Here is a 20,179-nt window from a genome sequence, read left to right on the forward strand (position 1 = left end):
TAAACAGATGAAGCTCATTATTCCGATGGCAGGCCGGGGAACCCGGCTTCGTCCCCACTCGCTGTTAACACCCAAGCCGCTCCTGCCTGTTGCCGGACCCACACTCATTGAGCGCATCATCCGGATGTTCGGAAAAACCATCAACCGGCCCATTACAGAAATTGCTTTCATCCTCGGAGATTTCGGGGATGAAGTTGAGGAGCAGCTCGCTGTCATGACCCGAAAATTCGGCGCTGAACCGGCTTTTTATCATCAGAAGGAAGCGTTGGGCACGGCTCATGCTATTTACTGTGCTGCTCCTTCCCTTGACGGTGAAGTTATCATTGCCTTTGCAGACACCCTTTTTGAGCTGAGCGGACAGGTTGATCTCGACAATGCCGACAGCATCATCTGGCTGAAGAAAGTCCGGGACCCTTCGCAATACGGCGTAGCCGTGCGCAACGGTAACCGTATCACAAGGTTTGTCGAGAAACCACAAACCCCCGTATCTGATCTGGCCATCATAGGTGTCTATTATTTCAAGGAGGGAGAGCGCCTCAAAGAGGAGCTGAAACATCTGCTTGATAACGACATCCGGGGGCACAAGAATGAATTTGACCTGACGGATGCCATCGACAGTCTTTTGCAGAAGAAGGCTGTTTTCAGATCTGCTGATGTGAAGGAATGGCTTGATTTTGGTACACTGGATGCCTGGTTGTCTTCTACCGCTGCTGTAATGGATCGCTTCGATCCCGCAAAAAAAACGGAACGTACATTCCCGGATACACGCATTATACAGCCTTGTTTCATTGGTGACAATGTCAGCATCTCCGGAAGCACCATAGGTCCGTATGCTACAATCGGGGAAGGCTGCACCATTACCGACAGCACCATAAGCAACAGCATAATTCGGGAGAATGCCGTCGTGGAGAATTGTACGCTCGATAAATCCACAGTGGGTGCCTCAACACAGCTGCACTCCTGCAATCAACAGCTTCATGTCGGTGACTTCTCTGTTATCAAGCCTCCGGAAAAATCTTCCGGAAAAAAGCAGCCCGCAAAAAAATAGCCGGATAAATCAACAGAGTACGGGCAAGGTCATTCCCGGATCCGCAACCGTTCAGCTGTCACGGTTATCCGAATAATTGTCTCTGAGTTTTTTATGATGGGCGACGTCTGCACCTTCAGGCTCCAGATGAATGGTAACAATGACATTTTCTTCATCCAGCGCATCCATTACTTTCCGCTCCAGTATGGTTGCCTGACGGTGGGCATCTTCCAGGTCTATCCCCTTTCTGAACAGCAAATGAAAATCAACCCAATAAGTATTCCCCGTGCTGCGGTGCCGGAGATCATGCCACCCGGTAATATCGCGCCCGGACTCGGCAGCCAGCACATTCCTGATTTTTCTGTCAGTATCCTCATCCGTTTTATCCATCAAACCTTTGATGGCGTACCCCACCAGTTTGTATCCCTCAATGGATATATATGCGGCAATGGCCATGGCCACAACCGCATCCAGAAACATAAGGCCGGTTGTGGAAATCAGAAAAAGCGTAATCAACACACCGGCACTTGTATAAACATCCGTCAGCGTATGTTTGCCGTTCCCGATCAGGATCATGTTGTTTTCCTTTTTCCCCGTACGAACCAGCCAGATACCAAGTACCAGGTTGATAAGGGCGGAAAGAAAAATGATGCCGGCACCGGTCTGAATGTGAAAGACTTCAACTCCTGTGATCAGACTTTTGACGGACTGATAGCAAATGGTCAGCGCCGCGATGAGGATGAGCATCCCTTCGGCTCCGACTGAAAAAAATGAGATCCTGTCATGACCGTACCGGTGATCCTCATCCGGGGGTTTTTGACTCAAATGAATCCCGAATGCTGAAAAACCTACTGCAAAAACATGAACGAAACTTTCAGCGGCATCAGACAGCACACTATTGGCACCGGTAATCACAAATGCGGTAAATTTTATTCCGAATACCACAACCGATACAACCAGGCTGATGTGAATCGCTCTTTTGCTTCTGTTATTGCCGGACATGCTCACCCTTTCTGGCCAGGTTTAATCGTCGCCTTGAGACAAGGATGCCTCTTTTTGGTTAAAGTTTCAGGGGTGAAATTTTTCCTGATTGCAGAAACTGCGACAAGACAACACCTGAAACTGAAATGATCGTTATCTTTAGTAAGTGAACTGCATAAGATATCGTCTGTTTACCGGTTCAATAATAGTACTTTTTTTTTACAAGCAGAACCTGTTTCAATTTGGAAAATCTCAACCCGTCATATAAAAAACTGTTTCAGTCCATATCCGATGCTGTTGCAGCCATCGATCAGCGCGTTTATGTCATCGGTGGTTTTGTCCGTGACTACTATCTTGACCGGCTCTCCGGTGGCAGCGCCTATGATATCGACCTGGTGACTGTCGGATCGGGTATCGAAGCGGCTGATGCTGTCGCAAAAAAACTCGGAACCACGAATGTGGCCACCTACAGGCGTTTTGGAACAGCGCGCGTCACCTGGAATGGTTTTGTTCTGGAGTTTGTGGGAGCCCGTAAAGAAAGTTATCGCCACGATTCACGCAAACCGGCCGTGGAAGACGGCACGCTTGAAGATGACCAGTACCGGCGCGACTTTACCATCAATGCACTGTCCTGGTCCCTGAACCCCGATGACTACGGCAAACTTAATGATCCCTTTGACGGACTTGGGGACCTGAAAAAACGCCTGCTCCGCACGCCGGTTGATCCGGACCGCACTTTTTCCGACGATCCGCTGCGCATGCTGCGGGCCATCCGGTTTGCCTCGCAGCTCCATTTCAACATCGAACCGGATACGAGAAAGGGCATCGAACGCTCGGCCCATCGCATCGGAATCATTTCCAAAGAACGGATCATTGATGAGCTGAACAAAGTCGTCATGTCCGACCAGCCTTCCGCAGGTTTCCGTCTGTTGTTTGAAACCGGGCTGCTCGATGAGTTTTTCCCGGAACTCTCCAACCTGCATGGCGTGGAAGAGGCACACGGCCTTCGCCATAAAGACAATCTCTGGCACACCCTGAAGGTGCTCGACAATGTTGCAATGGTATCTGACAATCTCTGGCTTCGATGGGCAGCCATACTGCATGACATTGCCAAGCCGGCAACCAAACGGTTTGACACCCGGCAGGGATGGACATTTCACGGTCATGATGCCCTTGGCGCTCAAATGGTGCCCCGGATTTTCCGTAAACTCGGACTGCCCATGGATGACCGTATGCGCTATGTTAAAAAACTCGTCAGACTGCATCTCCGCCCTATTGCCCTGGTTGATGAGATCGTTACCGACAGTGCCGTCAGAAGGCTGATATTTGAGGCCGGTGATGCCATAGACGACCTGATGATGTTATGCCGGGCGGATATTACCAGCAAAAATGACCGGAAAATCCGGCAGTTTCTTAAAAACTTCGACCATGTTGAACAGCGAATTGCCGAAGTTGAGGAAAAAGACCGGATGCGGAACTGGAAGCCGCCTGTGGATGGCAATGAAATCATGGAAATCTGCGATATCCCCCCGGGACCTCTGATCGGAGAAATCAAATCAGACATTGAAGAAGCCATTCTCAACGGTGACATTCCCAATGACCGCGAAGCCGCACTAAAATATTTGCATTCCATCAAGGATCATTATCTTGAGGGGCACTCTTCCAAAGAAACCAAATCCTAAATCAGCGTGACACCTGCAGATGAAGCTGTCTGGATCTCACGATCCTGCGGAAAAATAAATCTTGGATTGCAAATCCTGAACAGACTGCCCACCGGGTACCATGAGATAGCCACCGGGTTCTGCTTCATCAACTGGAGTGACCGTTTTGAGGTTACAAAGGCACCTTCTTTCCGGCTTTCGATGTCTGATGACCGGCTTCCTGCCGACAGCAGCAACCTGATTATCAGAGCACTCAACAAGCTTCGCCGGTATGCCGATTTTGATGACAGCTGGTCTGTATATGTCGACAAGGTGTTGCCTTTTGGTGCCGGACTTGGCGGGGGGAGCAGCAATGCCGCCACCATGCTGCGGATGATCAACAAACTGAGCGGACTTGGTCTAAAAACCGGGGATATTCAGTCATTCGTTTCCGGGCTGGGTGCCGATATTCCGGTATTCCTGCACGGTAAAACCGCCATTGGAACGGGAATTGGCGTGCAGCTTGATTTTCAGGACATACAACCCGGCGCGTGGATACTCACCGTTTTTCCCGACATTCATGTTTCAACGGCGGATGCCTATCAGCACTGCACCCCCAACCCGGAGCCGGAGTTTCAGCTGGAACACATCCTGCTGAATGAACCGCTTGAGGAGTGGCGGTATCTTCTGTTCAATGATCTTGAACCCTGGGCCATTCACCAGCACCCCATGATCGGCAACATCAAAGATCAGATGTACGAACTCGGCGCCGATTATGCGGCCATGAGCGGCAGCGGCTCATCGGTGTTCGGTTTGTTCAGGCAGGAGTTTGTTGCCGTTGATGCCTACAACCGGTTTATCGACTGGGACCTGCAGGCCAACCTCACTCCGCCCTCCTTTCAGCCTGATTTCGGTATTTATCAAACTATGTAACTTTGATTTTTTTGCCTCAAATCTTACTTTTTCTGCCACAGACTGTAACCTGGCCGGAATTTGTTGTATATTTAATAAAATGAATGTAACCGCTTACATTTTAGCGGCACTACCCCGATTGAGAATTTCAAACAAACACGCACATGATCAAACTGAACGATGACATCACCAAGGCAATGGATGCCGAGTCCCTGAAACTGGATATCCAGCGGCACTTGCGCTTCACCCTGGCCAAATCCAAATACTCCACGACGAAATGGGACAAATTTCGAAGTGTTGCATTAACGGCGCTGGACAGACTCCATGACCGGTGGATCGACACCCAGGAGCACTATTACGATGTCGATGCCAAGCGTGTCTACTATATTTCGATGGAGTTTCTGATGGGCCGGCTGCTTGACAACATGCTTGTCAACCTTGACATACTTGATGAGGTCAAAGAAGCCCTTGATGAGCTCGGGCTGGATTACGATGAAGTCAAGGAAAACGAATTTGATGCCGGACTTGGAAACGGCGGGCTGGGAAGACTTGCGGCCTGCTTTCTCGACTCCATGGCAACCATGGGTATTCCCGGATACGGATATGGCATACGGTATGATTACGGAATTTTCCACCAGCAGATAAGAAACGGCTACCAGATTGAGAAGCCCGACATGTGGCTTCAATTTGGCAATCCCTGGGATGTCGTAAGACCCAAAGTCCTTTACCCTGTAGACTTTTACGGAGAATCTGTCCCGTATACCGATTCTGACGGACAGCTTCGTTTCAAGTGGGTTAACACTCAGTCGGTGAATGCCCTGGCATTCGACACGCCTGTGCCCGGATACAAAAATGATATTGTCAACAACCTCCGCCTCTGGAAGGCCAGTTCATCCAAGGCCATCGATTTTCAGTCATTCAGCCAGGGTGAATACATTGATGCGGTTCGGGATTCCCAGCTGCAGGAAAATATCTCCCGAGTTCTTTATCCCAATGACAAGGTGTTTGTCGGGCAGGAGCTGCGTCTGAAGCAGGAGTACTTCCTGGTTTCTGCCACACTGCAGGATATACTCAGAAGGTTCAAAAAAGTTCATAACGACTGGAGGAAGCTTCCGGACAAAGTTGCCATTCAGTGCAACGACACCCATCCCAACCTGGCCATTCCTGAACTGATGCGGGTCCTGATGGATTACGAAGGGCTCGACTGGGAGACCTCATGGGATATTACCAGAAAAACGATCAACTATACCAACCATACGGTCTTGCCTGAGGCGCTTGAAACCTGGCCTGTGCCTCTTATGCGCAATCTGCTGCCGCGGCACCTGCAGATCATTTATGAAATCAACAAACGATTCCTGAATGATGTCCGCGATACTTTCGGTCATGACGTAAACAAAGTCAGAAGAATGTCCATCATCAGCGAAGGTGAAAAGCCTGCCGTTCAGATGGCCACTCTTGGTATTGTCGGATCCAACAAGGTCAACGGTGTGGCTAGGCTGCATACCGAGCTGATCAAAAAGACCATTTTCAAAGATTTCTACGAGCTGTACCCGGACAAATTCATCAACATGACGAACGGGATCACCCCGAGGCGCTGGCTCAAGCAGTGCAATCCCAGGCTATCCGAACTGATCTCGGAGCAGATCGGTGACAGTTGGATTACCGATCTCAACCAGCTCAAGAAAATCGACAAGCTTGCGGACTCCAAAGCGTTCCGCAAAAAATTCACCGATGTCAAGCATCAGAACAAAAAAGATCTGATTGCTTTCATTGAAGCTGAGTACGGGATTTCTCTTGAGCCGGATTCCATATTTGATATCCAGATCAAGCGGATACACGAATACAAGCGCCAGCTTCTTGTTGCTTTGCATACGGCCATGCTTTATAACCGGATCAAAGCCAATCCTGATGCTGAGTTCCAGCCCAGAACGGTCTTGTTCTCAGGCAAGGCAGCCCCCGGGTACACCATGGCCAAACTTCAGATCAAACTGATCAACTCCATTGCCGAGAAAATCAACAACGATCCTGATACCAAAGGCAAGCTTTCCTGTCTGTTCCTGGAGAACTATACCGTGTCACTTGCCGAAAGGCTTATACCGGCTGCTGATCTTTCAGAGCAGACCTCAACCGCAGGAATGGAGGCTTCAGGTACCGGAAACATGAAATTCGCCCTTAACGGTGCATTAACAATCGGAACCCTCGACGGTGCCAATATTGAAATCCGTGAAGAAGTCGGCGAAGATAATATTTTCATCTTCGGACTCACCGACGAAGAAGTGGAGCAAAAGCGCAGGGAAGGCTACAACCCCCGCGACTATTACGATTCCATCCCCGAGCTGCAGCAGGTTCTGAATCAGATCCGCGACGGTTTCTTTGAGCCGGATGAGCCCGAACTGTTCCACCCGATTATCCGCAATTTGCTGGATGAGGGAGACTACTTCATGGTTCTTGCCGACTTTGAGTCGTACACAAAGCAGCAGCAGGAGGTGGAGAAGCTGTACAAGGATCAGGCAAAATGGATTAAAAAAGCCATTCACAATGTCGCCCGGGTAGGCAAGTTTTCCTCGGACCGGACCATTCTTGAGTACAGCAAGCAAATATGGGATTGTGAGCAGATCTCCCTTCCCAAAGACCGGACTTCCCAAAAAAACGGGAACAACAAGAAACGAAAGGTTAGCAAGCAGAAAGCCTGATCAGTCGAGAACGAAGCGGAACGTTATGGTTCCGTACTGAGACTCTTGCGGGACATTGGAGGGAAGTCGTGAGAACCTCCATTCCCGCAGGGTTCGGAACACTTCACGTTCAAGGTCTGGATCTCCCCTTCTCCGGGGTATGAGTTGCCCTACCGTCCCGTCCGGACGTACTTCAAACCGGACAGAAATAACCGTTTCTGTTTCTGAAACATATCTTGGAAGTGGTTGGTTTTGCGGCTCACGACTAAAGTCGCCCTCCCACTCCAGTTGGTAAGGAGCGGAACGGATCTGGTCCGTTTCGGTACCCTGGTCTGCATCAGCCCTGCCGCGAATACCCCTGATGTCCCCCGCTTCCTCTTCGCCTTCCATCTCTTCTTCATCCTGCTGAGCCGGATCCGGAGCGGTCTGTTCTTCGGTCTCCTCGGTTTGCTCCGCCATTTGCTCAGGATCGATCTCTTCGGTGTCGGGCGTTGTAACCACTTCGTCAGATTCTACCTCCTCTTCCTGATCGGGCAGGTCGACATCCCTGGCCGGTTCCTCAGGCTCAGGTTCCGGCTGAGGCGTTTCTTCCGGTTCGGGCTCCGGCACTTCCGGTTCTGCCTCCACCGGATCGGGTCTTGTCTCCGGCTGCTCTTCCTCTTCCCTTGAAAACTCGGCAATTGTGCCATCCTGAAACTCACCAAGAGTCACTTCGATGAAGGCGGTCCGCTCCTGCTGGTCTGGTTTGATGACCATGTAAAGAGCAAACAGCAGCATGATCAGGTGCATGACTACCGTGATCAGCAAGCCGAATAATTCATCTGGGGTGAGTTTGCGTCGCATAGTTTTATCTGCTGGCCCGTTCTGTAGCCATCATCATACTGAGGTTGAGCGCTTTTCCGACATTCATCACATGCACGGCATCGTCGACTATGGCGTTTTTATCAGCCCTCACTACAAGCGTGGCCTGCGGGTGCCTGCTGTGCTGTTCGCGAATGGCAGAAGCCACATTGGCCCGTGTGACCGGATCACCCATTACATAAAAACTGCCGTCATTTGTTATGGTGACGTTGATGAAATGCTGTTCGGTTACAGCTGCGGTTTCAGCTCTGGGAATATCAACCCTGATTCCGAAATTTGTCACAAATGACGATGTCAGCAGGAAAAAAATCAGCAAGAGCAGAACGATATCTGTCAGTCCGGCTGCTGCAAAAAGCGTCATCGGCTTTTTTACTTCATTGTCTGCCCGAAAATTCATTGCGGTATTCCCTGTTGCTCTTTTTTGTTGGCCGGTTTCTGCAGCAATTCAATAAACTCGGTGGAGGAGTCTTCCAGATCGAAGATCATCCGGTTCATGCGGCCCAAAAGATAATTATAGAAGCCGTAAGCAATGATTCCGACGGCAAGTCCGGAAGCGGTTGTTATCAATGCTTCCCATATTCCGCCAGCCAGAACACTTGGATTCACATTGCCCTCGAGCGTCTGAATCTGCATGAACGCCTGAATCATACCGGTGACGGTACCAAGAAAACCAAGCAGCGGTGCCACACCGGCGATCGTAGCAAGCCAGTCCATTTTTTTCTCAAGGAAATGGACTTCCCGTTTTCCGGCATTTTTTATCGCATCGTCAATATCCTGTATTGGTCTGCCGAGCCGCTTGATACCCTGCTTCATTATCCGGGAAAAGGGCTTGTCCATATCATCACAATACTGAAGCGCCTGCCTCATCTCACCTTTTTTCAGCATATCCTCAAGACTGTCGAGAAACCTCTGATTATCCATTACGGAGTTGGAAAGTACGCGCCATCGCTCGGCAATGACATAAATAGCAAGCAGCGACAGCAAGGTGATGGGAATCATCACAAACCCGCCCTCCGAGAGCATCTGCAAATAGGAAATTTCTTCTGAGGTGGCAGTAAGGGCTTCTAATGTATCTTCGGCAATGCCATTTTGGAAAAGTAATACCGACAGATAAAGGGATACCGATGTCATGAAATACCGTTGTTGAGTTGGTGGGTTTTGTTGTTAGTATTAACGAATTCTGATGATAAAATTATTGCTCCGGTAGGGTTCGGGAAGTTCGGAGATGGCCTCCTCTGCTTCTGATACGGTTTCAAACTGTCCGATACCTACCCGCCAGCGCTGGTTGCCGTCCGGCAGTGTCGCCTGCCATAATGTTGCCTTGAAATCCCGTTCTGCAAGACGATCACGTTCAATCTGTGCCTTTTTCTCATTGTGAAGGGAGTGAACCACGATCGTATATGCTCCGATAAGTACCTCTTCTTCCGGTCCGGTCAGACCAAATGGCAGTTGATCATCGAGATCCGCTTCGGCAGGCTCCGGTTCTTCAGGTACCGGCTCCGGCTCTTCTTCGGCAGGCTCCGGTTCGGGCTCCGGCACCATTTCTTCCGGTTCATCGGCTTCCTCTTCCTCATCCGGCAGGGGGCCAACCTGATGTTCTGACGGCTCATCCTGAAGTGCTGCAACATCTTCCTGTTCCCGGCGTTGCTCCTGCTCATCGCGGAACTGCCGGTCCAGCTGAAGTCCGTCAAAATGAAAATAGAGTAAAATTGCCGCAATGATCACCGCAGCAGCCGGTATGAACCAGATGGCATAGCTCTTTTTCTCTTTGGCATCTCCACCGGACTCCTTTTTGCCGGTTTTGGATTTTTTTCCTGAGGAAGCCGTTATTTTCGGGATATCTTCCCCTTCAGAAGCTTTCCCTGATTCTTCTCCGGACAGTTCAAACGGATCCTCTTCGGATTCCTTTTCAAGTTCCTGCTCAAGTTCTTTCCCAATTTCCTCCTCCGTTTCCCTGACAGGATCTTGCTCCGGTTCTATGCCAGGCTCCTCCCCTGGATCCTCATCAGGCTCCGTTTCGGGCTCCTCCTGAAATTCTTTCGGGAGCTCTTCCTGGTGCTCTTCTCCGGATTCCTCCATTTTTTCTTTTTCCGGTTCCTCAGGGAATTCCTCCCGGGATTCCTCCGGATCTTCGGTTTCAGCCCCTGACGCCTCTTCCCCCGGGTCTTTGGAGCGTGGGGTAGTCATTTCCTGCTCGTCTTTCGAAGTGGCTTTTTCCGGGGACTCCTCCTCTTCCGCAATACCGAACGGATCATCCTCTTGCCCGGCTTCTTCACCCTTATCTTTTTCCTGAATTTTCCGGAGAAAAGAGGGGGAAACCTCAATCGGATTCATTCCTGCGTATTTATGGTTTACTTCAATAGCAAGCTTTTCATCCGGCACAAACTCAATACCGGGCCCTTTTTTCCTGAACGTTCCCAATCCCGGTACATGGCTGGTTTCCTTCTCCCCTGTTTCTTTAATTATATTTTCTATCCATGCATCGAAAGCAGCTTCCGCATCTTTGGCCTCAACACCCAGGGATTTTGCAAGCTTGCTGATCAGCTCTTCATGTGATAGCTTCATAATTCCCTCACTTTTCAGGTAAAAACGTAATTATATCAGCCGGAGGAGTCAGAAAGACCCGGCCACTTTTATCCTGTTCCTGCTGCTGGTTTCTGTGCTGAACCTTTATTGTCCCCAGCTTTTTTATCTGAACTTCCTGATGATTCTTCAAAGCAGAGGCTATGATGGATGAAATTTTATTTTCTGCTTTTTTTTGATCCATAGTTGCTCCTCTCATAAGTGTAAAGTAATCCCCCCGTAGAACTGAAACGGCTGTTCCTGATAACGGTGCCACACCTCGTAGTCCTGATCCAGAATATTCAGTGATTTAAAATAAACCCCGACCCGTTCGTGCAGGCGAATATCTGAACGCATACCGAGCTGGAAAAACCCGTCGGCCTCTGTATCTTCTGCCGCCGTTTTTCTCTTGCCTGAAAAATCAAGCCAGGTTGACAGATTCAGCCAGGAAAGAGGTTGGGACATGATTTGCGCAGATCCGCGTACAAGTGGAACATATGGAATATAACCGGAAGGCACCACCTCTTCATCCATGGATGTAAAGTTAAAGCCAAGTTCAAATGTTGCCTTGGTTCTGAGTTCCGGAATCCGGTGTGTCAGGCCACTGTACCACTCGACATGGATGGCTTCTTCTGCAAACTGATATGAGTAAAACGGGTTGGCAGGATCCTGTGATCTGAGGTAATAGCCTTTATTGTAGTATTGACGATAATCAAGACCGGAAAAAACCCGGGTATCGGTCAGAAGATCAAACCCTGCATTCAGATGGATTTGCAGGCCACGTTCATGCTGGAGTTCATTGTCACTTTGAATCATGAATCTGTTTTCGGCATGAAGTTTCTGCAGTCCGGGATTCTCTACAAAGCCTCTCAGCCGCAATGAAGCCTGTACTCTTCCTGTTCCTTCAAACCGGTAAAAAATATCAGGATAGAGAAAAAGGTCAAATTCATTGACCGGATCATAAAGCTGATAGAAACGCAACCATGCCTCTACCTGATGAGCGTAGCCAAACTGATGTCTGTACCTTGCACCGGCAGCGTTGGTCAGCCAGTATTGGGTTTCATCGTCAATAGTATCGTATAAAGAGCCGGCAGCCCGCAAATCAAAACCGAAAACCTGCTCCTGATGACGTCCGTCACGGAAGTGGTTCAGATAAAGATTATAATTTGTCTCGTTAAACGATTTTTCGTCATCACCGGTTGTTCCTTTCCCTGTAAAATGAGTCAGGTCAAACCGTGACTGCCATCCCCTGTATGCGTGCTCAAGGTGCTGCCACTTGCCATGCATTCCGAAAGTGGTATTTGAAATCCGGGACGGGTCCGGAAGCACTTCGTCTTCATTATTGTCTGCAGGACCCGGAAGTGCAGAATAGTTAAACGATGAGGCACCATTAACGCCTAAAGCCCAGCGGGTTGGCCCATCCTGTCTCATCCACTGCAAATCAGTGTTGAAGTCTCCGAACGAACTGAAGTCCCGGTCACCCGCAGAAGAACGATGGTTGAAATCCAGTGAAATGTGTTCGTTTTCACGAACGGGAGCTTCTGCTATAATGGAAACTTCAGGACTTTGATATGTTCCGTATCCGGCACGGGCAAAAAGGTTTCTGCGTTCGGAAAAGGAAAAAAAGTGGTGGTCCGGTCTTAAAGCCGGTTCAAGCTGGCTGATGGGTACAGAAGTTACAATTTCATCATCAGATTCCAGAAACGGCATTCTGTCGGGATCGACACGATATATTGGTTGTCTCGGGCTGAATCCCAGGATGGGTTGTCTGGACAGGCCGGGAAACGTGACATCAAATTCTCCGCGAATTTCAATATCCTGCGGATCGATATCCGGCAACATTGATGTGGTTCCTCCCTCTTGCTGAGCATTAACTGCACTGGGCAGGGAAAACACAGTAAATAATAAAGCAGTCAGGAGAAAATTACGTGGATTCATTCCTTGGATCCATTCAGTTGATAAGCGTAGTGTCCAAATAGTGAAAATAAGCTATTTTCCGCAATAATTTGATAAACGAGTTTGGCCCTGAAAAGGTATTTTTTTACTAACCTCTGAAAGGTTTTATTTCTGCACCCTTACAAACTTTTCCTTCCAGTTGACTTTGTTAACGGCAAGCAGCATCGGTGTAACTGCCAGAATTATGATCATCATCACCAGGTGGGTTACAATTGCATAAGCTACTCCGATTGTTTCCGGGACGGCAAACAGGATCAGCATGGTGCGGCTTACCAGCCAGTGATAGGTTCCGATACCGCCCGGAGACGGAAGTATTATGCCAAGTGCCGAGACGACGGTGATCACCAGCGCATCCTGCATTCCGAGACCATAGGTGGTGTGCAGGTCAAAGGCTGTGAACGGAATGTATGTCATGAGCACATAGCAGAACCAAATGCCACCAGTCAGCAGAATGAACACAGGCCAGTTCCGTACTTTTCTGATGCTCATCATCCCCTGTGCGAACTTTTTGGATTTGTCAGCGGCAAACCTGAAGAAACCGGCAAGGGATGGTATCCAGTTGCTTACATAGGACAGCAGGCGATAGCCAAGGTAGACAGCCAGAACACCGAATATCAGTATAATCAGAAGCACCGCCAGGCCTTCCGGACTGAAAATCACATCAAGCACATTTATGGTGCTGTCGCCGATAATGGGTACTATATCACGATAATCTGAAAACAGATAGATTATGACAAAAACAGTCAGGAGCACCGTGATAAGCAGGTCAAGTGCCCGCTCGATCACAACAGTGCCAAGAAGGTTGGAGCGGCTCAGCTGTTCCCGGTTGCCGACATAAACACACCGTGAAATTTCGCCAAGACGGGGAACGGCATAATTGACCAGATAGCCAAGCATAACACCACTGAACAGGTTCATTCTGCTTGTCCTGGCATCTTGCTGTTCAATGAGCTGTTTCCATCGCTCGGCACGAAGATAATGGCTCAGCAGCGATATAACGATGTAGGGAACAAGCCAGTAATACGTGAGCTTGTTCATTGTCAACCGAAGTTCACTTAAAGACACATCACGAAGTGCCAGCCACAAAAACAGCAGAGCAATCAGAATACTGACCACAAACCGTAATGAAGATTTCCACATGCCGCCCTACTTTCTTAAATCGATAATTTCGGCATCATCGGGATAGTCAAGCGTAAAAACCGCATCTGAGTCTTCCAGAAATTCTGCATCTTTGAATGTTGTACTCATGTTGTTATCCATCTGATCAACAGCGCTGATCTCAAGCGGAACACGGTCCGGTCCAAGGACTATGGTAACCCGCGTAAATATTTCAAAAGGATCATCCGGCTTGAGGGTAAAGGCAGTGTTGCCGTTCTGGGGAGAGGTGTCAGATACGGAGAACACTTCATCTTTTCCCGAGAAGAAGCGGGAAGGCGCAAAATCATCCTCCTCCGGCTCATATCTGCTTATCAGGACTTTGTTTTGCGATTCATTGTATACAACCGAAGTCTCCCCGTCAACAAGAATGGTCTGGTATTCCGCCCTGATCAGATACTTGTCTTGTGATATCCAGATCTCCCCTTCGGTCACATCTTCTTCACCAGTATATGAGTCCGTAAAAGTATGGGTCATAACGGCGTGAAACACCCGGCCCTCCTGAAATGTCTGAATCACACGGTCCAGATCCGATTGCTCAATATCATACGCTTTAACCAAGCTGCCCGATGCCATCATCACTATCATCCAGGCTGTCAGCAACACCGTTTTCTTCCATCCCGGAACCGGCACGTTACCCGCACCGTCCGTTAACCGCCATCCGCCATTTCGTTTTTTTTCAGTTGTCCAGATCATTCAATAATTCCTGCAGTTCATCTTCATTTTCTACAAGGACTTCCCTTGCTGTGCTTCCCTGGTAAGGTCCGACGATTCCGGCCGTAAAAAGTTGGTCAATAAGCCGGCCGGCCCGGTTATAACCCAGTTTGAGCTTGCGCTGCAGCAGTGATACCGAACCTTGCTGATGCAATACCAGCACTTTTGCGGCTTCCTCAAACAGCTCATCCCTTTCCCCCTTCTCAAGTGAGCCACCCTGGTCATTGGGATCCTCAGTTTCGGGGAGATAATAGGGGCGATCATAACCTGTCTGGTTTCCAATGAATTCATTTATCCGGTCCACTTCCTCTGTGGAAACGAAAGCATTTTGCAGACGGACCATGCTGACGCCACCGCTGTTGTAGAGCATATCACCTCTTCCAACGAGCTGATCAGCCCCCATGGTATCAAGAATGGTCCTTGAATCAATTTTGGAGGCCACTCTGTATGCAACTCTTGCAGGGAAGTTCGCCTTGATAGTCCCGGTTATGACATTTACGGATGGCCGCTGAGTCGCAATGACAAGATGTATTCCAACAGCCCGGGCAAGCTGTGCCAGCCTGGCAATCGGCTCCTCTATCTGCTTGCCTGCAGTCATCATCAGATCTGCAAGCTCATCGATTATAACTACAATATAGGGTAAATGCCTGTGCCCGAGCTCATTATCCAGGGATCCCTCCTTGAACTTTTCATTGTAGGAAGTGATATCCCTGACCGTGGCCATCTTGAGCAGATCATACCGTTCATCCATTTCTTTGCAGACACTGTTAAGCGTTTGCAACACTTCGGCAGTATCCGTTATGATAGGTTCTGTCGCATTCGGAAGAGTTGCCAGGAAATGATTCTGAATATTGCGGAAAAGTGACAGCTCGATTTTTTTCGGATCCACCATTACAAATTTCAGATCATCCGGATGGCATTTGTAAAGAAGACAGGTGATTATCGTATTAATGCCCACTGTTTTTCCTGATCCTGTCGCACCTGCCATCAACAGGTGGGGCAGCCGCGCCAGATCCACCATAAACACTTCATTTTCGATGGTTCTTCCGAAAGCAACGGGCAACTTCATGGATGTTTCTGCAAATTTCCGGGTATTGATCAGCGAGCGGATATAAACGGTCTCTTTTTTCCGGTTGGGCACCTCAATTCCTACGGCCGATTTACCAGGGATGGGGGCGATTATGCGCAACCCTTTGGTAGCCATCGCCATTTTAAGATCATTGGCATAACTTTCTATTTTACTGATTTTCACATCCGGGGCGGGTTGCAGCTCATACAGGGTGACGGTCGGTCCAACGATAGCCTCTATAGCTGTGATATCTATTCCGTGCCGGTTAAGTTTATCGAGGATTATCATTTTGTTGCGATTGATCTCCTCATAATCGACCTCGTTGTCCTCTTCAGGAGCTTTATCCAGCAGGTCAAGAGCAGGAAAACGATATGTAATCTGGGGTTTTTCGAGCTGCTTCTTTCGTTCCTTTTCCAGCTTTCTTTTCCCGGCCTCTTCTTCCGGAGTCCCCTTGTAAATACGAATGTCAACGTCCTGCTCACCGGCTTCCGCCGTGCCGTCCGCACCTTGATCATCTCCGGGTTCATTTTTCCCGGAACTTCCTCTTTCGGCGCCGTCGTCACCTCTGTTTTCACGGGACAAAATGGCTCTTGGGGGGCGGGTTTCCCCGGTTTCCTTCTGCTCCTTTAGTTTCCTCGCCTGCTCTCTTTCACTTGAGGAAGAAACAAGCTCTTCCCATCGTTTTCGCCTGCTGTCCTCATCCTCCTCTGTTCCATTCTTCTGGTTTCTGCTGCCGTCAGAACCTTTTTCCTGAGCAGAGTCACGGACTTGCTTTACACTGGCCGCATCCCGTTCTTCCGGATCTTCATTAGCAGAAGCACTACTTGAGAAAATACTTCCGAACCATACTCCGGCCTGTCTGATTCGGTCAAAAGCAGACTGAACATCTTTATTGAACAGCAAAATGAGTGCAATTAAACTCATGCTTCCAAGAATGATGACGGGTCCGTACTGTCCGGTCAGGCCTCTGAGAAGGTAGGCAATGGCAACTCCCGAAGATCCGGCCCAGTCGGCCGAAACAGCATCAAATTCATTATGCACCCAACCCATGATTGATGCCGACAGAATCATCACAAAAACAGCATACAACGACTTGAGATGCACTATGGCAAGTGCATTGTGCCTGAAAATATTCCAGCCGTATGACAGCATGATGACAACAAGGATCATGGAAATATATCCAAAAAGGATATGCACAAAGAAGTGTGACATGTACGCACCCAAAGGACCAAGGCCGTTCTGGATGCGCAATGCCGGGCCCTGCCCTAAATCCATCAGTGTCCGGAAGCTCACACTTTGTATGATGGCGAAATCCTCGCTCCGGTAGGTTATGATACTGATCGCAATGGATGCAGCTATGGCAATGATGATGATGCCAAGCATTTCCATTTTCCTTTCATAGCTGATAAGAGGGGTACTATTATTCTTTTTTTTACTCATTTAATTCAATCTGATCATTCCCTGATACAATACCGGCACAGAGGAATAAAGGTCAACCTGACTGCAAAAATCAATATCCTTTTCGTAGCCAATGGCTTTAAGTCTTTTTGCATGATTGGATGAATCAATCAGCTTTGAAATATTTTCCCCGAATTTCTGATAAAGGGAAAAAGCGACCTTGGTTCCGTCTGTTGCATCTGCAGGCAGTTTTCCGTCAAACAGCCGGTATGTGAGGGTACCCGCGCACAACATGTCTTCTATTGAAAGACGATTATTCCACCCGGAACATATCAGCAGAACATCCCTCGTGTTTTGCTTTTTGAGATAATCAACTACAGCAGTCAGGTTGAGAAAACTTGCGATAAGCACTTCTTTTGCATTGCTGCTTCTTGTGACAGCCCTTGTACCGTTGGTTGTTTTCAGTATTATGATTTTAGCGTTTACTATATCATATACATATTCGAGCGGCGAGTTGCCCAGCCGGTACCCTTCAATTTTTTTTCCTCCTTTTTCTCCGCAAAGTAAAATTCGCGATGCATCAAGGCTGCGGGTGTATTTGCCCGCATCATCGTTTTCTGCGACGGGGATTACCCCGGCGGCTCCGTTTTCCAGTGCCGCCTGTATGGTTGAACAGGCCCGGAGCACATCAATTACCACAACCGTCTTGTCCCTTACGTCATCTTCGGTAAAAGCAACCGATGATGAATAAACATCTATGTTATTATTCATTTGCTGTTACTGTAGAATGGTGGTTTAACCGTCTCGCATGGACAGTGCCGGTTTCTGATGGTTATTCCAATTTCGTGACCGGGTCCTGCATAAGAAGCGGGCACATATCCCATTGCGATACCTTTATCCAGCATGACGGACAATCCTCCGCTGGTTACTTCTCCAATTTCATTGTCATTCTCGTCAATAATCGGAGATCCGATTCTTGGTATTCTTTTGGGCTCCTTCATCACCATGCCGTAAAGCTTCCTGCTGACCCCTTCTTGTTTTTGCTTCAGAAGAGCTTCTTTGCCCACAAAATCACCTTTATCCCATTTGACTAGCCAACCAAGCCGAGCCTCGAGAGGTGTGGTGTCTTGCGTCAGGTCATTTCCATACAAGGGCAGTCCGGCTTCCATGCGCAGGGTGTCACGCGCACCGAGTCCGCATGGAACCAGTCCGAGAGCATCACCGGCAACCATAATGTTCTGCCATAAATCACAGGCATTCACATGCCGGATGTTGAAATACAGTTCGAAGCCTTTTTCTCCGGTATAGCCGGTTGCTGATACCAGGATATTCTCATAGTCGGAAATCTGCATTGACCGGAATTCGAACTGCGGTATGGTATCCGGCCTGTCCGTGGTAAGTGATTTCAGGACTTTTGCTGATTCAGGTCCCTGGACCGCAATCAGCCCTATCTCATCTGAGATATTGCTAACCTCCGCCCTTCCGGCATTTACTTCGAGTATCCAGTTAAAATCTTTTTCAATATTGCTGCCGTTGATGACCATCATGTATTCCACATCCGACAGGCAATACACCAGCAGATCATCCACGATTCCGCCATGCTCCCAGCACATGACCGAATACTGCGCCTTGCCGGGTTTCAGCTTTGAGGCATCATTTACAGTCAGATCCTGAACCACTTCCAGCGCTCTCTCTCCGCGAACCAGAATCTCTCCCATGTGTGATACATCAAACATACCGGCCTTTTTTCTGACCGCGATGTGCTCTTCTTTAATACTCTTGTACTGCACCGGCATTTCAAAACCGTAAAAATCCACCAGACGGGCATTAAAAGACCGATGCACTTCAAACAAGGGTGTTCTCTTAAGCATAATTGTTTTTTTAGGTTCCCAGTCAAGATACAAATATCGTAATCCATTTGGGGGGATTGAAATATTTAAGCTAACTGATTTTCAGTTTCTGTTGGAATATTTTTTATTTCTTTTATGTTGCAAGCATAAGAAATCAGATATATTTATTAGCTCTGAGTTTTTTTACGTTTAACCAAATGCTGATCTGTTATGGCTATTACACATGAAGATGTTCTGGATGCGCTCCGGAATGTCATTGACCCGGACCTTGGAAAGGACCTGGTCTCTCTTAATATGATTGAAGACATTAAAATTGACGGGAAGAATGTATCCTTTACGGTTAATCTTACTACTCCTGCCTGCCCGATGAAGGCGGAAATTGAACGTGCGTGCATCAATGCCGTAAAACATCTGGTCGATGAAGAAGCTGTTGTCACTCCCAACATGAGTTCAAAGGTTACAAAAAGCAGGGCGGAAGGACAAGGCGATCAGAATCTGCTCAAGGACGTCAAGAATGTGATAGCCGTTGCATCAGGAAAGGGCGGCGTTGGCAAGTCGACCGTATCGGTTAACCTGGCCGTCGCACTGGCTCAAACCGGCGCCAAAGTCGGCCTCGTGGATACTGATATTTACGGCCCGAGTATCCCTACGATGTTTGATATACACGAACGGCCCAATATCAACACGCAACGCAAACTGGTGCCTCTGGAAAAATACGGCGTCAAGCTTCTGTCGATGGGATTTCTTGTGAAGCAGGATGAGGCTGTTGTCTGGCGCGGCCCGATGGTTTCCAGCGCTGTGAAACAGTTTCTCAGTGAAACAGACTGGGGAGAACTGGATTACCTCATCCTTGACCTGCCTCCCGGCACAGGTGACATTCAGCTCACTATTGTTCAGTCTGTTCCGCTTACCGCCGCAGTCATTGTTTCCACCCCGCAGACCGTAGCACTTGATGATGCCAGAAAGGGTGTCGCCATGTTCGGCAAGGTCAACGTGCCGGTTCTTGGGATCATTGAAAACATGGCATATTTCACTCCTCCGGATCTTCCGGACAAGAAGTATCATATATTCGGAAAGGACGGGGCCAAGAACCTGGCTGAAAAGATGGGTGTTCCTTTTCTCGGAGAGGTGCCTATTGAACAACAGCTCCGTGAAGGCGGAGACTCCGGCAAGCCGATCGTTGTGGAGGATTCAACCGCTCTTTCATCTAAGGCATTTACAGAACTCTCACAGAGAGTTGCACAACAGGTTGCCATTCGTAATGCTACCGCCGAGCCAACGGAAAAAGTGGAGATACAGTACCGCTGACAAACAACATTATAATCGATCTGAACTATCAGAGTAACGGGTGCTGGTCAATGAAAGGTCCGGCACCCGTTTTT

General features: G+C 48.7%; 17 protein-coding genes. 5 read left to right on the plus strand and 12 right to left on the minus strand.

Features of this window, described 5'->3' with window-relative positions; genetic code table 11:
* Positions 1 to 7: 7 nt before the first annotated feature.
* Positions 8 to 1,048, plus strand: coding sequence for a sugar phosphate nucleotidyltransferase (locus NATSA_RS15565; RefSeq protein ID WP_210510142.1), 1,041 nt, complete (start codon positions 8 to 10; stop codon positions 1,046 to 1,048).
* 51 nt (positions 1,049 to 1,099) lie between these two features.
* Here NATSA_RS15565 and NATSA_RS02545 read toward each other — a convergent pair whose 3' ends face one another.
* The gene (locus NATSA_RS02545) at positions 1,100 to 2,029 is read right to left on the minus strand and encodes a cation diffusion facilitator family transporter (RefSeq protein WP_210510143.1); all 930 of its coding nucleotides are present in this window, start codon (positions 2,027 to 2,029) and stop codon (positions 1,100 to 1,102) included.
* Positions 2,030 to 2,250: 221 nt separating this feature from the next.
* Here NATSA_RS02545 and NATSA_RS02550 point away from each other — a divergent pair, with 221 nt between their 5' ends.
* The 3 genes from NATSA_RS02550 (at position 2,251) to NATSA_RS02560 (ending at position 7,253) form a co-directional block, all read left to right on the plus strand.
* Positions 2,251 to 3,690: a CCA tRNA nucleotidyltransferase gene (locus NATSA_RS02550; RefSeq protein ID WP_210510144.1), complete on the plus strand. Its 1,440-nt coding sequence runs from the start codon at positions 2,251 to 2,253 to the stop codon at positions 3,688 to 3,690.
* A gap of 6 nt (positions 3,691 to 3,696) precedes the next feature.
* The gene (gene ispE / locus NATSA_RS02555; protein ID WP_210510145.1) at positions 3,697 to 4,581 is read left to right on the plus strand and encodes a 4-(cytidine 5'-diphospho)-2-C-methyl-D-erythritol kinase; all 885 of its coding nucleotides are present in this window, start codon (positions 3,697 to 3,699) and stop codon (positions 4,579 to 4,581) included.
* Between the two features lie 143 nt (positions 4,582 to 4,724).
* On the plus strand, positions 4,725 to 7,253 hold the full coding sequence (locus NATSA_RS02560; protein WP_210510146.1) for a glycogen/starch/alpha-glucan phosphorylase: 2,529 nt from the start codon (positions 4,725 to 4,727) through the stop codon (positions 7,251 to 7,253).
* Here NATSA_RS02560 and NATSA_RS02565 read toward each other — a convergent pair whose 3' ends face one another.
* The 11 genes from NATSA_RS02565 to gcvT form a co-directional block, all read right to left on the minus strand.
* Positions 7,254 to 8,075, minus strand: coding sequence for an energy transducer TonB family protein (locus NATSA_RS02565; RefSeq protein WP_210510148.1), 822 nt, complete (start codon positions 8,073 to 8,075; stop codon positions 7,254 to 7,256).
* A 4-nt stretch (positions 8,076 to 8,079) separates the two neighbouring features.
* The gene (locus NATSA_RS02570) at positions 8,080 to 8,490 is read right to left on the minus strand and encodes an ExbD/TolR family protein (RefSeq protein ID WP_210510150.1); all 411 of its coding nucleotides are present in this window, start codon (positions 8,488 to 8,490) and stop codon (positions 8,080 to 8,082) included.
* Positions 8,487 to 9,224: a MotA/TolQ/ExbB proton channel family protein gene (locus tag NATSA_RS02575; RefSeq protein ID WP_210510152.1), complete on the minus strand. Its 738-nt coding sequence runs from the start codon at positions 9,222 to 9,224 to the stop codon at positions 8,487 to 8,489. Before NATSA_RS02575 ends, NATSA_RS02570 begins: the two co-directional genes overlap by 4 nt.
* A gap of 39 nt (positions 9,225 to 9,263) precedes the next feature.
* Entirely contained in the window at positions 9,264 to 10,658 is a 1,395-nt protein-coding gene (locus tag NATSA_RS02580) for an SPOR domain-containing protein (protein WP_210510153.1), read from the minus strand.
* Between the two features lie 7 nt (positions 10,659 to 10,665).
* Positions 10,666 to 10,860 (minus strand): HU family DNA-binding protein, encoded by a 195-nt coding sequence (locus tag NATSA_RS02585; protein WP_210510155.1) that lies wholly within the window; start codon positions 10,858 to 10,860, stop codon positions 10,666 to 10,668.
* Between the two features lie 11 nt (positions 10,861 to 10,871).
* On the minus strand, positions 10,872 to 12,497 hold the full coding sequence (locus tag NATSA_RS02590) for a hypothetical protein (protein WP_210510157.1): 1,626 nt from the start codon (positions 12,495 to 12,497) through the stop codon (positions 10,872 to 10,874).
* Positions 12,498 to 12,716: 219 nt separating this feature from the next.
* Positions 12,717 to 13,751: a lysylphosphatidylglycerol synthase transmembrane domain-containing protein gene (locus tag NATSA_RS02595; protein WP_210510159.1), complete on the minus strand. Its 1,035-nt coding sequence runs from the start codon at positions 13,749 to 13,751 to the stop codon at positions 12,717 to 12,719.
* A gap of 6 nt (positions 13,752 to 13,757) precedes the next feature.
* Complete coding sequence (locus NATSA_RS02600; RefSeq protein ID WP_210510160.1) at positions 13,758 to 14,462, minus strand: LolA family protein; 705 nt, start codon at positions 14,460 to 14,462, stop codon at positions 13,758 to 13,760.
* Positions 14,446 to 16,989, minus strand: coding sequence for an FtsK/SpoIIIE family DNA translocase (locus NATSA_RS02605; RefSeq protein WP_210510162.1), 2,544 nt, complete (start codon positions 16,987 to 16,989; stop codon positions 14,446 to 14,448). The genes NATSA_RS02600 and NATSA_RS02605 overlap by 17 nt, the downstream gene beginning before the upstream one ends.
* The gene (locus tag NATSA_RS02610; protein WP_210510163.1) at positions 16,990 to 17,718 is read right to left on the minus strand and encodes a 2-phosphosulfolactate phosphatase; all 729 of its coding nucleotides are present in this window, start codon (positions 17,716 to 17,718) and stop codon (positions 16,990 to 16,992) included. It abuts the gene before it with no gap.
* Positions 17,715 to 18,818: a glycine cleavage system aminomethyltransferase GcvT gene (gene gcvT, locus NATSA_RS02615; protein ID WP_210510165.1), complete on the minus strand. Its 1,104-nt coding sequence runs from the start codon at positions 18,816 to 18,818 to the stop codon at positions 17,715 to 17,717. The genes NATSA_RS02610 and gcvT overlap by 4 nt, the downstream gene beginning before the upstream one ends.
* Positions 18,819 to 19,007: 189 nt before the next feature.
* Between gcvT and NATSA_RS02620 the strand changes: the two genes are divergently transcribed.
* A complete protein-coding gene (locus NATSA_RS02620; RefSeq protein ID WP_210510166.1) occupies positions 19,008 to 20,105 on the plus strand; it encodes an Mrp/NBP35 family ATP-binding protein in 1,098 nt (365 codons plus the stop codon).
* The last annotated feature ends 74 nt before the right edge of the window (positions 20,106 to 20,179 follow it).

It is taken from the genome of Natronogracilivirga saccharolytica (genome assembly GCF_017921895.1).
GTDB classification, from domain to species: Bacteria; Bacteroidota; Rhodothermia; order Balneolales; family Natronogracilivirgulaceae; genus Natronogracilivirga; species Natronogracilivirga saccharolytica.